General features: G+C 40.4%; 13 protein-coding genes. All 13 read right to left on the bottom strand.

Annotated features, from left to right (window positions below; all coding sequences use genetic code 11):
• Nucleotides 1–39: 39 nt before the first annotated feature.
• Complete coding sequence (yfmH, locus tag A6749_RS21585; RefSeq protein WP_066396263.1) at nt 40–1,329, bottom strand: EF-P 5-aminopentanol modification-associated protein YfmH; 1,290 nt, start codon at nt 1,327–1,329, stop codon at nt 40–42.
• Nucleotides 1,329–2,609: an EF-P 5-aminopentanol modification-associated protein YfmF gene (gene yfmF, locus A6749_RS21580; protein ID WP_066396254.1), complete on the bottom strand. Its 1,281-nt coding sequence runs from the start codon at nt 2,607–2,609 to the stop codon at nt 1,329–1,331. The genes yfmH and yfmF overlap by 1 nt, the downstream gene beginning before the upstream one ends.
• A 153-nt stretch (nt 2,610–2,762) precedes the next feature.
• Entirely contained in the window at nt 2,763–3,713 is a 951-nt protein-coding gene (locus A6749_RS21575) for an ABC transporter permease (RefSeq protein ID WP_407937537.1), read from the bottom strand.
• 9 nt (nt 3,714–3,722) lie between these two features.
• Nucleotides 3,723–4,769 carry an ABC transporter permease gene (locus A6749_RS21570; RefSeq protein ID WP_066396250.1) on the bottom strand — a complete coding sequence of 349 codons (1,047 nt, stop codon included), beginning with the start codon at nt 4,767–4,769 and terminating at the stop codon, nt 3,723–3,725.
• Nucleotides 4,762–6,297: an ABC transporter ATP-binding protein gene (locus A6749_RS21565; protein ID WP_066396248.1), complete on the bottom strand. Its 1,536-nt coding sequence runs from the start codon at nt 6,295–6,297 to the stop codon at nt 4,762–4,764. The genes A6749_RS21570 and A6749_RS21565 overlap by 8 nt, the downstream gene beginning before the upstream one ends.
• 207 nt (nt 6,298–6,504) lie before the next feature.
• Nucleotides 6,505–7,590: a BMP family lipoprotein gene (locus A6749_RS21560; RefSeq protein WP_066396246.1), complete on the bottom strand. Its 1,086-nt coding sequence runs from the start codon at nt 7,588–7,590 to the stop codon at nt 6,505–6,507.
• Between the two features lie 82 nt (nt 7,591–7,672).
• Entirely contained in the window at nt 7,673–8,398 is a 726-nt protein-coding gene (locus tag A6749_RS21555; RefSeq protein WP_066396244.1) for a GntR family transcriptional regulator, read from the bottom strand.
• A 198-nt stretch (nt 8,399–8,596) separates the two neighbouring features.
• Nucleotides 8,597–10,942: a DNA translocase FtsK gene (locus A6749_RS21550; protein WP_066396240.1), complete on the bottom strand. Its 2,346-nt coding sequence runs from the start codon at nt 10,940–10,942 to the stop codon at nt 8,597–8,599.
• Between the two features lie 112 nt (nt 10,943–11,054).
• On the bottom strand, nt 11,055–11,291 hold the full coding sequence (locus A6749_RS21545) for a YlzJ-like family protein (RefSeq protein ID WP_066396232.1): 237 nt from the start codon (nt 11,289–11,291) through the stop codon (nt 11,055–11,057).
• Nucleotides 11,288–12,043 carry a ClpP family protease gene (locus A6749_RS21540; protein ID WP_066396221.1) on the bottom strand — a complete coding sequence of 252 codons (756 nt, stop codon included), beginning with the start codon at nt 12,041–12,043 and terminating at the stop codon, nt 11,288–11,290. The genes A6749_RS21545 and A6749_RS21540 overlap by 4 nt, the downstream gene beginning before the upstream one ends.
• 143 nt (nt 12,044–12,186) lie before the next feature.
• Entirely contained in the window at nt 12,187–13,854 is a 1,668-nt protein-coding gene (locus A6749_RS21535) for a ribonuclease J (RefSeq protein ID WP_066396212.1), read from the bottom strand.
• A gap of 250 nt (nt 13,855–14,104) precedes the next feature.
• Entirely contained in the window at nt 14,105–14,980 is an 876-nt protein-coding gene (gene dapA, locus A6749_RS21530) for a 4-hydroxy-tetrahydrodipicolinate synthase (protein ID WP_066396203.1), read from the bottom strand.
• Between the two features lie 48 nt (nt 14,981–15,028).
• A complete protein-coding gene (gene dapG, locus A6749_RS21525) occupies nt 15,029–16,297 on the bottom strand; it encodes an aspartate kinase (protein WP_066396198.1) in 1,269 nt (422 codons plus the stop codon).
• Between the last annotated feature and the right edge of the window lie 11 nt (nt 16,298–16,308).

Genomic DNA, 16,308 nt, shown 5'->3' with positions numbered 1-16,308 from the left:
AAAAACGCAGGAAAGCGCCGTCCGGCGGCGCTCCCTCCTTTACTTTTTAGGCACAACTTGACACACTGAAAAACGTTCTTCAGCTATTACTTCCTCTGCTAATGATTCTACATCAGATAAGGAAATCCCTTCAAGTGTTGGTACCACATCAAAGAGATCCATTTCATTAAAGGCGTAACGGGTAAATTGATTGGCAATATATTCAGGCGAATTGACGGCCCTTAAAAAGGCACCGATCTTTTTCTTTTTTGTTCTTTCTAATTGTTCTTCAGTAAAAGCCCCTTTTTTCACTGCATCCAGCAGGATTTTTTCGATTCGTTCCGCAAGATGGTCAGGATCGTTCGTATCGCCGCCAACCATCGCGAAACCAAATCCCTGTTCCTGTGTATAATCAAAGGAGAAAGAATCATCAACTAATCCATCATTATATAATTCGTAATAATGCTCTGAGCTTTTGCCGAATAAGAGGTCCAGGAGCAGGTTCATCGTTAATTCATTTTTTAACATCTCAGTTCCAGTTTGGTCGACATGAAGGGCCTTAATCCCCACTAAACATTTCGGGGTTTGCACATTCATTTGCAAAACCTGCTTTTTCTCGGACGCATTTACCGGCTCCTCGTCAAATTTCCGCTGTATTTCAGGCATATCCTTATAATCTTTCTTAGCCTGATTATCCCTGACTTGCTTCATAATCTTTTCCGGGTCTACTGGGCCGACGATAAACAGGAGCATATTGCTTGGGTGATAAAATGTATTATAACATTCATACAGCCAATCTTTTGTTATGTGAGAAATCGATTCAATCGTTCCGGCAATATCAATACTGACCGGGTGTTTTTGATATAAATTTTGAATTAAGCCAAAATAAAGGCGCCAATCGGGGTTATCATCATACATCGTAATTTCCTGACCGATTATTCCCTTTTCTTTCTCCACTGTTTTTTCTGAAAAATAAGGACTTTGAACAAAATCAATTAATGTTTCTAAATTTTTTTCTACATCAGCAGTACTAGAGAATAAATAAGCCGTTCTTGTAAAGGATGTAAAGGCATTTGCGGAAGCGCCTTGTTTACTAAATTGCTGGAAGACATCACCATCTTCCTTTTCAAACAATTTATGCTCCAAAAAATGGGCAATACCATCCGGGACCTTTACAAATTCACTTTTACCGAGCGGGACAAACGTATTATCGACCGACCCATATTTAGTCGTAAAGGTCGCATACGTTTTATTAAAGCCCTTTTTCGGCAAAATATAAACTTCCAGCCCATTCGTCATTTTTTCATGGAAGAGTTCTTCCTTTAGCTGGTCAAAAGTGATTTGTTCCATTAATTGCCCGCCTCCGATCCGGTTAAGAAATAAATCGTATCAAGGTCGATTTTACCTGCCACCTTAATGATTTCATCTCTAGTTGCTTTCTCCATTTCTGTCAGCCAGTCATCAATTTTGATAGTCGAATTAGCAATAACATTATGATAGAGAATTTCCAGCAGACCTCGTGAAGTGTCAAGAGTTTCTAAAATCTGATTTCGAATGACAGCTTTTGTCTGGGTCAATTCGTCTTCCGTAAAGTCTCCTTTTTTCATTGCTTGCATTTGTTCGTGTATTATCCCTACCGCTTGATCAAAGTTTTTAATATCGATTCCGGACATGACCATCATTAATCCTTTATGACTTTCCAAACGGCTGGCGGCATAATAAGCAAGGCTTGCTTTTTCACGAACATTAATGAATAGTTTAGAATGTGAAAACCCGCCAAAGATCCCATTAAAGACCTGTAAAGCGAAATAGTCCGGATCACCATAGACGATATTAGTGCGATAACCGATATTTAATTTTCCCTGCTTTACATCTTGCTCTTCTTTTACCTCATTTACTACAGAGCGTTTTTGTACTTCTTGTTTTGTCGCATCCTTTGGTGTACGCTGTTCAAAGTTAAGCAGCTGTGAGGCAATTGCTTTTACCTCTTCTTCATTTACATCTCCAACCACATATAAATCCATTTCATCTTCGGAAAAAGCTTTTTTGTAATAGCTGTATAAATTCTCGGAAGAAATGGCATTCACTTCTTCTGCTTCACCATTTACCTGCAGGGCATAAGGCTCCCCTTTACACATTTCCTCAATCAGACGGACATTGGAATAACGCATTTTATCGTCATATACGGATTGGATTCGCTGCTTTAATGTTCGCTTTTCTTTTTCGACCGTCTCTTGGTCAAAACCATTCCCGGACACATTTGGATTTGTTAAAATATCAGCCAGCAGTTCAAATCCTTTCTTTAATAGCGGACTTGGGTCACTTAGAAATTTTTCATTGGCGATTTCAATCAAGAAGCTAATGATATGGTATTCACCTTTTTTCGCTAAATCCACAAACAGTGTGGCACCGTAAAGTTCATCTAAATAGGCGCGCAATTTGGTCGTTGTCGGAAATGTTGCTGAACTGCTTTGCAGCACCTGTGGCAGCAGGGCCCTCTTGGTAACATCTTCTTTTGTTAATGGAGCTTTCATTCTCCAAACAATTGTATTGGTTTTATATTTATCGGTTTCAATTACATGTAGTTTATATCCTTGCATTTCCGTAATTTTTTCCGCCGCAGCATCCATCTACGTTCCTCCTTTAATCAGCCTATTACTTAATGATATGTAAACATTTTTCTTTATATCTTTTCCCGTAAAATAAAACCTATACAATTTGCATAATTTTCACAAATAATTAGCGAAAAAAGACTCTCAGAATTTCTGAGAGTCCTTCTAATGTTATCTGCTGCCTTTGATGTAGTGAACGCCATCGGCTTTCGGTGCTTCTGCACGTCCGATAAATCCAGTTAACGCCAAGATGGTCAACACGTACGGAGCTATTAACAGATATACATCCGGTATCGTTTTTAAGAAAGGCAGGCTTGAGCCAATGATACTGATACTTTGGGCAAAACCAAAGAAGATCGCTGCCCCCATAGCGCCCAGCGGATGCCATTTACCAAAGATCATCGCCGCAAGGGCCATAAACCCCTGACCGCTGATCGTCGCATGACTAAAGTTAGAAGAAATGGATTCAGCGTACACGCCCCCGCCAATTCCGCCAAGTGCTCCAGAGATGATAACACCCAAATAACGCATTTTTGTAACATTAACACCCATTGTATCCGCGGCCATTGGGTGTTCACCTACCGAGCGAAGCCTTAACCCGAATGGTGTTTTAAATACGATATACCATGCAATAATAGCGACGATAATCGCAACAAACGAAGTCCAATACGTATTTTGGAAAAATATTTTTCCAATCACAGGAATATCTTTTAATATCGGGATATCAACTTTACTGAAGCCTTTTTTAATGATATCCGTTTCACCTTTACCATAAATTAATTTGATTAAAAATAATGTCAAGCCGGTTGCCAAAAGGTTAATGGCAACACCAGACACAGTATGATCGGCGCGGAAAGTAATCGAAGCAACGGCATGTAAAATTGAGAATACCGCGCCTGCCGCCATGGCTACTAATAGGGCAATCCATGGAGTCGCATTTCCGAATGTATCAACAAAGGTTAAGTTAAAGACTACGGCAGAAAAAGCACCGATGACCATTAAACCTTCAAGCCCGATATTTACTACACCTGAACGTTCAGAGAAAACCCCGCCTAACGCTGTGAAGATAAGTGGAGCGGCCCATAATAATGTGGATGGCACGACAATCATTAAGATTTGCATAATGCTCACTTACTTCACCCCCTTTTTACTGAATCGGTCAAGAAATACTCTTATAATGTAGCTGGAAGCAACGAAGAATACAATCATGGCAATTATGATGTCTACCAGTTCTTTTGGTACACCAGCATCAAGCGGCATTGATAGGGCGCCAATTTTTAAGACACCGAATAAAATCGCCGCAAAGAATACCCCAAGGGCCGTATTGCCGCCTAATAACGCAACGGCAATCCCGTTAAATCCAACCCCAGTAAAACCGCCTTGGACAGCCATATATCCAAATGTACCTAAGCCCTCCATTGCTCCTGCAATCCCTGCAAAAAAGCCGGAAATTACCATCGAAAGAATGATATTATTATTAACATTCATCCCGGCATAATGTGCGGCATCCTGGTTAAAACCAACCGCGCGCAATTCGTAACCTCTTGTTGTTTTCTCTAATAGGAACCACATAATAAAACAGCAAATAATGGCAATGATAATTCCCCAGTGCATACTGGAATGTGTTGTTAGTTCTTCAAGCCAAGGTGTTTTTAATGAAGCAGTGTCATGAATTACACCTGTTTTAGATGAACCTTGGTTTAATTTATTATTAATAATATAGTTGACCGTATGCAAGGCAATATAGTTCATCATGATTGTTACAATTACTTCATGGACACGGAAACGCGCCTTTAAAAATCCAGGTACAAACGCCCAAATTCCTCCAGCCAGCATCGCTGCTAAAATCGCCAGCGGCAAGTGAATAATCGTGGGTAAATCGAAGGATACCCCTACCCAAACAGATGCGAGCCAGCCAACAATAAATTGTCCTTCAACCCCAATGTTAAACAAGCCGACTCTGAAGGCAAATGCCACCGCAAGACCTGCTAAAATATATGGGGTAACTTGTCTGATTACCTCGCCAATATAATAAACATTTCCAAATGCCCCATTCCATAAAGACGCATACGCTGCTACAGGGTCATATCCGCTTGCCAGCATAATAATTGTTCCGACAATAATACCTAGTAAAACGGCAATAATCGGTGTTAATATATTGCGTAACCGTTTAGACATGTGTACCTTCCCCCGCTTCCTTCCGATTCGAGCCCGCCATCAGTAATCCCAGCTCTTGCTCTGAAGTTTCTTTCGGATCCACAATGGCGACAATTTTCCCTTCATAAATGACAGCAATCCGGTCGCTGACATTCATTACTTCATCCAGCTCAAAAGAAACTAGTAACACCGCTTTTCCATTATCACGCTGCTCGATTAAGCGCTTATGGATAAATTCAATTGCTCCAACATCCAAGCCTCGTGTAGGCTGTGCAGCAATCAGGAGGTCTGGGTTTCGGTCCACTTCACGGCCGATAATGGCTTTTTGCTGATTTCCCCCGGACAATGCCCGTGCTAATGTATACTCACTTGGTGTTCGAACGTCAAACTCAGAAATTAATTTTTTTGCTTTGCTATAAATCTCTTTGAAATTTAAAATACCATTTTTTGAGAAAGGCTTTTTATAATATGTTTGTAAAACCATGTTCTCGGCAATTGGATAATTAAGAACCAGTCCATGCTTATGACGGTCCTGAGGAATATGTCCAACACCCGCTTCTGTAACTTTCCGCGGCGCAAGGCCGAATAATTCCTTCCCATTCAATTTTACACTGCCGCTATCCGCTTTCCTTAAACCAGTAATGGCCTCGATTAGTTCAGCTTGTCCATTTCCGTCAACGCCTGCAATCCCAACTATTTCTCCAGCGCGGACGCTTAAATCCAACCCATTGACTGCCGTTATCCCGCGTGAATCCTTAACAACAAGATCTTTTATTTCAAGCACATCTTGTTTTGGTGCAGCAGGTTTTTTCTCTGTTTTGAAGACAACTTCACGACCCACCATTAAGTTCGCAAGCTCATTCGGATTCGTCTCACTGACATTTACTGTCCCAATTCCTTTGCCTTTACGAATAACAGTACAACGGTCAGCAACCTCCATGATTTCCCTTAATTTATGGGTAATTAGGATGATCGATTTTCCCTCTTTAATAAGCGTTTTTAATATATGCATCAATTCTTTGATTTCTTGTGGGGTTAACACGGCGGTCGGCTCATCAAAAATAAGAATTTCCGCACCACGATAAAGTGTTTTCAAAATTTCCACGCGCTGCTGCATTCCCACAGTAATATCTGCTACTTTTGATTGCGGATCTACTAATAACCCATATCGTTCAGAAATCTCACGAACCTCTTTTTCCGCTCTTTTTATATCAATTCTGCCCCCAGAGGTAATTTCCTTACCTAGAATGATATTCTCAGTGACCGTAAATTTATCCACTAGCATAAAGTGCTGGTGAACCATTCCAATCCCTAAATCATTGGCGATATTCGGGTTTGTAATCTGAACGGGGTTTCCTTTAACGCGGATTTCCCCTTGCTCCGGTTGGTACAAACCGAATAGGACATTCATCAAAGTAGATTTTCCTGCCCCGTTTTCACCGAGCAAGGCATGAATTTCACCCTTTTTTAATTGCAGGGTGATATTATCATTCGCTACGAAATTACCAAATTCTTTGCGAATATTAAGCATTTCGATTACATATTCCATCTCTTTTCTCACTCCCTATTTCAAAGTTAACAAAAATATCCATTTGAAGTATGAGGTCAGACCTTTAATTTTTTTTAAAAAATAGGGAATTCCTCCCTCTCTAAAAAATCTTAAGTGAAAAGTAGAATCTGGATTCTACACTTCAATTAGGATTTTTTACAAAGAATAAGCGGGCAGATTAAAAACCCGCTTATTCTTTCATCCCTATTATTTCGCACTAAAAGTTTTTAATTCCTCAAGTGTAGCAGGAACTTTTACGTCACCGGACTTGATTTTATCAACCCAGTCTTTAACAGCTTTTTCAATTTCATCTTTTTTATCAGCTTTGCCATTAATTGGAGCTAAGCCCACACCATCTTCATGTAAACCATAAGTGGTAGTCTTTCCACCAGGGAAATCACCATTTTTAGCTTTAGTAGCAATGTCCACAACTGCTACGTCAACACGTTTCATAGCAGAAGTAAGAACAACATCTGGACCCATATCGTTTTGGTCACGGTCAACACCGATTGCCCAAATTTCACGGCTAGGATCTTTTTTCTTTAAGTCATTTGTTTCTTTAAATAGACCATTTCCAGTTGCACCAGCAGCATGGAACACAATATCAGCACCGGAAGAATACATTTTTGCAGCGATTGTTTGACCAAGTTCTGCTTTGTCAAATGCACCAGAATATTGAACATCTACTTTTACATCTGGTTTAGCTGCTTTAACACCAGCTAAGAATCCAGATTCAAAACGTTCGATAACAGGAATTTTCATCCCGCCGATAAAGCCGATATGATTCGTTTTCGTTTGTAATGCTGCAGCAACACCAGCAAGGAATGCTGCTTCCTGCTCTTTAAACATAATGCTTGCAACATTCGGCTGTTCAACTACATCGTCAACAATGGCGAAATTTGCTTTTGGCTGTTGCTTCGCAATATCGTCAACTGCTTTATGCATTAAGAAACCAATTCCATATACTAAATTGAAGCCTTGACGAGCAAGGGTATTTAAGTTTGTAGAGTAATCGGCATCGGAAGTTGATTGAAGATAAGTATATCCTTTTTTACCCTCTTCCAAATTATTTTGCTTACCAAATTCTTGAAGACCTTCCCAAGCGGATTGGTTAAATGATTTGTCATCAACACCGCCAACGTCAGTAACCATCGCAACAGTAAATGCTGCTTTATTGTCACCGCCTTTTGTTGTGTCGGTCCCTTTGTTGTCATCACTCTTTCCACATGCACCTAAAAGTGTCCCAGCAGCTAGAACTAGTGATAGCGCCATACCAAGTTTACGCTTTCTCAAGGAATTTACCCCCTATATTGTTGTTTGATTAAATAGAAATGTTAAAGCTTAAATGTTTGCGTTTTCAAAAGCTGTGAAAAAATTATACTCGCTTTCTAAGAACATGAAAACGAAACTTGTCCGCTTTAAAATAGTTTACCGAAAAGAGGACTGGTTCATCCATTTCATCATAATGCATTTGTTTCAGCACTAACAACGCAGTCTCTGGGTCACATTCAAGGATTGGGGAAATTTTCTCGTGATAGCCAGCAGGCTCAATTTGAGCAACCGCGTATGTAATTTTTCGGTTTGCCTCTTCATCAAGAATATTAAAAATGGATTCTTCTTCATGTGAAAAGGTTTCCGGTAAAATATGCGCCGGGACCTTGTCAATACAGTAAACGACTGGTTCCCCATTTGCGGTTCTTACCCGTTCAATCACGACCATTTCCTCATTCTCCGAACATGAGAAACGACGAACATCCTCATCGGTTGGTTCTTGACCTGATGATCTTAAGAAAATAGTACCTGGTTTCATTCCGACTTGTTTAATCATGTCAGTAACACTATTTAATTGCTCGATCCCTGAAGTAAATAATGGCTTCGAGTTAACAAAGGTGCCCACACCGTGGCGTCTTATGATGACGTTTTCTTCTTCTAGAATCCTAAGCGCTTCTCGAAGAGTGGCCCTGCTTACCCCAAGCTGTTTGGCAAGATCGAATTCTGAGGGTAATTTTTCTTTTTCTTTATAAATCCCTTGTTCAATATCCTGCTTCAGGCGATCAATAACTTGTAAATATAAATGCCGGTTATCTGACTTAATAAACATCTGCTTCCTCCAGCCTTTTTCCTAAGACATCAGACATCTGATATCATTCCTACTAATCGAGATTTATATTACCATCTTTTCAAGTATAAATAAATAGAAATTCATGAATTTGTCGAAAAAAGGCATGAAGAAGCAGTTGTCATAAATTTGCTATAGCATTGAAGGGAGTTTTTGTTATAATTTTAATTTGTCTTCAAATTACGATGTCTGCTCGTCACTGCCTGATTTGCTGATTAGGACGGCACGTGGTTTGCTTCCTTCATACGGTCCTACAACACCGCGAGCCTCCATTTCATCAATTAGCCTTGCAGCACGAGTATAGCCGATTCGAAAACGGCGCTGCAGCATGGACACGGATGCGGTTTGCATTTCAATAATGAGTTCAACCGCCTCATCATATAACTCATCATCCACAGCACCTGTAACCTCCGGAGTATCGTCAGGAATCATTTCTTCTTGATACTGCGCCTTTTGCTGCGAGATAACAAATTCCACAATATCCTCCACCTCTTGATCAGAAAGGAATGCCCCCTGAACGCGAACCGGTTTCGATGCCCCAACTGGCATAAATAACATATCTCCCCTGCCCAGCAGCTTTTCGGCACCGCCCATATCTAAAATGGTTCGTGAGTCTGTGGCGCTGGATACGGCAAATGCAATGCGGGACGGAATATTTGCTTTTATAACCCCTGTAATTACGTCAACTGAAGGTCTTTGGGTCGCAATAATTAAGTGAATACCGGCTGCCCTGGCCATTTGGGCAAGGCGGGTAATCGAATCTTCAACGTCATTTGATGCTACCATCATTAAGTCTGCTAACTCATCCACAATCACAACGATATAAGGAAGCAGCGGCTGCTTGTCATTTTCTTCGAGATTATGTTTTCTAATATGGTCATTATAGCCTTCAATATTCCGTGTTCCTGTGTAAGAAAATAGTTCATATCTGCGTTCCATTTCACTGACTACTTTCTTTAACGCCTGAGAAGCTTTTTTGGCATCCGTTACAACAGGAGCAAGCAAATGCGGAATTCCATTGTATACATTTAATTCAACCATTTTGGGATCAATCATCATTAATTTTACTTCATGCGGCTTTGCCCGCATTAATATGCTGGTAATAATGCCATTGATACACACACTTTTTCCGCTTCCAGTCGCCCCCGCAACCAGCAGATGCGGCATTTTATTTAATTCTGTATCAACCGCTTCACCCGTGATATCCCGGCCTAAACAGATTAAAAGTTTTGCATCCGGTTTATCGTTTTGAGTCGCTTCTAAAACCTCTCTTAATGAAACCATTGCGATTTCTGAATTTGGAACCTCAATTCCGATGGCAGACTTACCTGGAATCGGCGCCTCAATTCGAATATCTTTAGCTGCAAGAGCCAGCGCCAAATCATCGCTTAGACTAACAATTTTACTTACTTTTACCCCAACATCAGGGTGGACCTCATATTTAGTAACCGCAGGTCCTAAATGAACTTGGGTAACACGGGCTTTGACGCCGAAGCTTTGAAATGTTCTTTCAAGCTTGGCGGCATTTGCGTGAATAAGCTCATATTCCCCCGTTTGATCTGTTTTCTTTGGTAATTTTAACAAACTAAATGGCGGCAGTTCATAATCTACATTTTCGACTTCCGTAAAAGTAATCTGCGGTGTAAGATCATCTTCATCCGCAGCAGTATTCTTTCTCCCATTAGAGGCTTCCGTGTGGTGTTGTTCCTGTGGACTCTCTTCGATATAGGCACGATCCGCAAAACTGGATATAATCGGTTCCGGATTTCTTGCCGCTTCTATTGATGGTTGTTCCTGCTCATGATTACTATTTCTGGCGGTATCTTGATTTTCCCGGGCTTGTCTTCTTTGGAAATGTCTCTCGTTTTTCTTTTCCTGCTGCTTTTGCCTCCATTCCGCGAGATCGTTTTTAAATGCTTCCCATTGAGTTTTTAGAAAGCTAAAGATGGCTGTTAATGTTTTTGCCACTAAATCTCCGACTGATTTACCTGTTAACAGGATAAATCCTATGATAATAAAGATAAAGGCAATAATTTTTGTTCCAGTTTCCGCAAAAAGGTAATGGAATAAAGCAAACAACACCGCTCCCAGCATTCCGCCCCCGAGGTCAGTTGTACTTGATTCCCCCCTGACCTCCATCATAAACATTTCCCATGTATTTCTAATTACACTTGGATTTTTAAAAGTCCCGTTTTGTGTAAGAAGATGAAACAACGTTACATGACTTAATAGGAGGAGTGCAGAAATGATAAAATAACTGCCTATTAATTTGAGATGAAAGAAAAAGGGAATGGCGCGTTTCCACATTAAATAAATGCTTAGTAACACAAGTCCTATTAAACAAAGCATATACCATTCTCCCATCCAAAAGCGGAAAAACATTACAGTGGCCCTGCCAACTGCCCCAAGCTTGGCAATTGAAATAATAGCTAAAGCTAAGATTGCAAGTGCGGATAACTCATATTGGATGGTGCGTTTCATTTTATTTTCTCTTCTTTTAGGTTGTCTTCTCTTTTTTTTGGCCATTTAATCACCCAGTGTTTCAATATGGTTTCAGGTCTTCCTCTTTCCACAAAAGGAAGAAAGCAGCCTGATTGGCTGCTCTTGTCTACCTACCCTAATTATACCATAATATTCCCTAGTAGGAGACTTCGCCGTCAAGGCTGGCGAAAGAAATTTTTGCTCCTGGACAAACCCTTCCATCCATATAGTGCTGCGGATCACTGCTTAGATTTCTGATTACTTGTACATTTTGTGTATCTACCTGCTCGACCAGCAATGGAATCCCTTGGAAATTGACCATTTGCTGCTTTTCAAAGCTGTCCATTTCTGGAGGAAAAACCAAATCATGCGGCATCATCGTATATAAAATCATTGAATCAACCCCTCATTCTTTTGCTTTTTCAGGTCAATCAATTCATTTAACTTTTTCATTGCTTTGCCAATCCCGCCGACCTCATCAATCAATCCGTATTTAACAGCATCGGCCCCAATCACATTTGTCCCTATATCCCTTGTTAAATTTCCTTTGGCAAACATTAAGTCTTTAAAGGTTTCTTCGGATATTTTTGAATTTTTTGTAACAAAATTAACCACACGATCCTGCATTTTATCCATATATTCAAATGTTTGCGGAACCCCAATCACTAGTCCTGTTAATCTGACCGGATGGATAGTCATTGTAGCAGTTTCGGCAATAAAAGAATAATTACAAGAGACCGCGATTGGAACACCAATTGAATGGCCGCCTCCAAGAACAATTGAAACAGTTGGCTTTGAGAGAGTCGCCAGCATTTCTGAGATAGCTAGCCCGGCCTCTACATCACCGCCAACTGTGTTTAAAATGATGAGAACACCTTCAATATTTGGATTTTGTTCAATTGCTACAAGCTGCGGGATAAGATGTTCATATTTTGTTGTTTTATTTTGCGGCGGAAGTGCTAAATGTCCCTCAATTTGCCCGATAATTGTTAAGCAATGTATTTTTGAATCAGTTGATAGCTGTGGTACATTGGTTTGCCCAAGCTGTTGGATTTTATCTATAACGGCTGAAGAAGGATTTTCCTCTTTTTGAGGTTCGCCGCCTTCCGGCTGGTCGGCTGCATTTCTTCGTAATTCCTGATCCATTCTAATACTCCCTTTCCAAGCATGATATATTTTAGTATTCACTCGGGGTGTAAATTCATGCCCGTTTTTTTCAATAATAAAAGCACCCGGTAACTAAAGGGGATTCCTCTTTAGCTGCTGGATGCTATCATTTATATTTGCCGTTAAACTTCCATAATAATTGGGAGAATCATCGGCCGTCTCTTTGTTTGTTCATATAAGTAACGGTTCAATTCATCGCGGATTTCCTGCTTTATACTCGACCATTCGAATGAATTTTTACTAATAGTTCTTTCAACAATATCCTTTACTAATTTGGTGGAGTCATCCATCAATTTTTCTGATTCACGTACATAGACAAACCCTCTGGATATAATTTCCGGGCCTGAGGCAATTTTCTTTTCTTGCTTCGTTAACGTTACTACCACAATTAATATACCATCCTGTGACAATAGCTTTCGATCTCGTAATACAATATTTCCGACGTCTCCAACACCTATGCCGTCTATTAGAATATTACCTGAAGGAACTTTACCGGTAATAGCAATACCTCCATCCTTCCATTCGACTGTATCGCCGCGGTCTGGGATACAAATATGCGCCTCATCAATACCGGATTCCAATGCAAGTTTGCGATGTGCCATGAGCGAACGATATTCTCCATGAACAGGAATAAAATAGCTTGGCTGCATCAAATTGATCATAAATTTCAATTCCTCTTGGCTTCCATGACTAGAAACGTGTACTGTCCGTTTTCCGGCGATTACATCCGCACCTGCTCTAAACAGCATATCTACTGTTTTAGATAAGAACAATTCACTTCCCTTAAGCGGTGAAGCAGCGATTAGAACAGTATCCCCTTTCTGTATATTTAAAAGTTTGTGGGTTTGCTTTGCCATTTTTTGTAGCGCTTCAATCGGTTCACCTTGACTTCCAGTCATTAAAACCGCTATTTCACGATCTTCGTAATCTTTTATTTCACTCACTGGAATAATCAATTCATCATCCACTTCTAAATAACCCAAATCAAGGGCTATATGATAAATTCTTTCCAGACTTTTTCCCACTACTGCTACTTTACGATTATTTTCTTTAGCAGCATCGAAAATATGCTGAATTCGATTGATGTCCGAAGCAAAACAAGCTGCAATGATTCTTCCAGGAGCATTATAAAAGGCATTAGACATTTCACGGGCCACAATAGCCTCTGATGTCGTATATCCCGGTTTCTCAGCCTCTGTACTATCAGACAGCAAACATAATACTCCTTGTTCACCAATTGCGGCCATTTTGCCAATTTCCGGCCTATAAAGCTTTGTTGCCGCTTGATCAAATTTAAAGTCACCAGTGTAAACGATAATCCCTTCAGAAGTGTGAACACAGATTCCAATGGAATCGGGAATACTATGATTTGTTCTGAAAAAGCTAACCTCAACTGATTCTAAATCAATAATCGTGTTGGAATCGATTTCAATAAACTTGGTTTTCCCTTTAAATTCCTGTTCCTTTAATAATGCCTGTGCCAGCGCAAGTGTTAGTTTCGTGCCATAAACAGGAACATTGATATTTTCAAGAACATAAGAGAGCGCCCCAATATGATCCTCATGTCCATGAGTTAAGAAAATCGCCTTAACTCGGTCTTTATTATCCTTTAAGTATGTAATATCAGGAATAACCATATCAATGCCAAGCATTTCTTCCTCGGGGAACATCAAGCCGGCATCAATAACAAATATGTCCTTGTCCACCTCTACAAGGTACATATTTTTACCGATTTCTCCTATACCACCAAGTGCAATAAACTTGATGGAACTATTTTTTTTCTTTACCACTGCCTAAACCCCTCCTATGCTAGTTATCAAATTTTCTTTAAACGTTTTTTTGTCCTGCTCCTACACCTTCAAACTACGACTATTACCAATTGGTCCGATCGAAATCAGTTATGATTATTATACTTGAAATCCGAAAATCTTTACAACCATTTACCGAAAGCTCTTTCAATTCCTTCGTTATCCTGCCCTGCCCCTTGATTAACCATAAAGAAAAAAGCCAACGACGTCGGAGTCATTGGCTTTTTGCGATTTATTCAATTGCATTTAACAAAGAGATTAACACCGTACGTTCTTGCTCTGTCAACCCTACGAGCGGCAGCCTTACAGACCCGACATCGAGTCCTTTTAACTGCAATGCCGTTTTCACAGGTCCAGGGCTTGGCGCGGCAAAAAGGCCTTGCATAAGTGGAAGAAGCTTTTGGTGAAGTGAGGATGCCTTTCTTGGATTACCTTCAAAAAAGGCTTGAATCATTTCCTGCAGCTCCTTCCCAATTACATGGGATGCAACGGAGACAACCCCTGTACCCCCAATTGAAAGTACTGGAATGGTTAGGCTGTCATCGCCGCTATAAACAAGAAAATCTTCATCAGTGTTAGCAATAATATGCGTTATTGCATTTAAATCACCGCTGGCTTCTTTCACCGCAATAATATTTTCGATCTTGGAAAGACGTATAACCGTCTCAGGATGAATTGTAACGGCTGTCCGGCCCGGAATATTGTAAATCATAACCGGAAGCGATGTTGACTCAGCAATTGTTTTAAAATGCTGATACAGCCCCTCTTGATTCGGTTTGTTATAATACGGGGCAACCAGCATAATCCCATCAACGCCTAACTGCTCCGCCTTTTTGGTCATTTCAATCGAGGCATACGTATTATTGCTCCCTGTTCCGGCAATCACCGGAATTCTTTTGTTTACGACTTTTACAACATGACCAAATAAGGCCAGTTTCTCCTCTTTTGATAAAGTAGGAGATTCACCGGTTGTTCCAGCAATAACTAGTGATTCTGTTCCATTCTCAATTAAATAATTTATTAATTTTGTTGTTTTCGTAAAGTCAATATGACCTTTTCGGTTAAAAGGGGTTACCATGGCTGTAGATAGGCGCCCGAAATGAACCATTTTTTCTACTCCCTTCGAATCTGCTGATTATCCCAAAGCAGCTTTTCACTAGTCCATGTTTTTTAATGAGGCCTCTATATCCATACGGTCAAATTCAATTGATTCTTCCTGTAAATGAAAAGCATCATGCAAAGCATTAACCGATTGAACTAAATCTTCCTGCTTCACTAATACCCATATTGTCGTATGGCTGTCAGCAGACTGTAAAATACGAATCCCTTTATTTGAAAGAGCGGTAACAATTTTAAACGTAACCCCAGGGACTCCTGCGATACCGGCTCCCACCACTGAAACTTTAGCACAGTGGCGCTCAACAATCGGCTCGTGACCTAATTCGGTAAGAACTCGAATTGCTTGGTCGGTCATTTCTTCAGTTACGGTATAGACGACGCTGTTAGGTGAAATATTGATAAAGTCGACACTGATTTTTTCATTTGCCATCGCCTTAAAGACTTCTGCCTGCAGGTAATATTGATCCTTTTTGGCAAAAACCTTTATCTGCGTAACATTAGAAACATGCGCAATTCCTGTTACCAGTCGTTCCTTAATATCGCTTCCACGGTTATTTCGGTTTAAAGTGGTAACTAAAGTTCCTTTTGCTTCCGAATAAGTCGAACGAATTCGAATCGGCACCTTTGCCTGCATAGCAATCTCTACTGCCCTTGGATGAATAACTTTTGCCCCTTGATATGCCATATTGCATACTTCTGTATACGTTACAACAGAAAGCGGACGTGCATTTTCAACGATTCTCGGGTCAGCCGTCATAATCCCTTCAACATCAGTAAAAATATCAATCCACTCCGCATTTAGGGCAGCCCCAAGTGCTGCAGCCGAGGTATCACTGCCGCCGCGGCCGATTGTTGTGGTATCTCCATTTTTAGCCGCACCTTGGAAACCGGCTACAACCACAACATCGTTTTGCTCTAGTTCCCTGAGAAGACGGTCACATTTCATTTCCACAATTTTTGCATTTGTATGATCGCTATTCGTGCGGAAGCCTGCCTGAGCACCAGTTAATGCGGCAGCTTTAATTCCACTTTCAGAGAGCATATTTGCGAATACCACACTTGAAATTACTTCTCCGCAAGACATTAATAAATCCTGTTCTCGCTTAGAAAGCATTCCGGTACTTGTGCTAACCAGTGATAGAAGTGTATCTGTCGCATACGGGTCTCCTTTACGTCCCATAGCAGAGACAACCACTACTACTTTATATCCATCAGCTAATGATTTTTCAATGTGTTTTTGAGCATGTTTGCGGCTTTCCGCATCTTTAACAGATGTTCCGCCAAACTTTTGAACAATGATTTTCATGGTGACACCTA

Source organism: Neobacillus mesonae, assembly GCF_001636315.1.
Taxonomy (GTDB): domain Bacteria; phylum Bacillota; class Bacilli; order Bacillales; family Cytobacillaceae; genus Neobacillus; species Neobacillus mesonae.
Note: the sequence above shows the minus strand (reverse complement) of the source record. Positions and strands in the feature narration are given on the sequence as shown.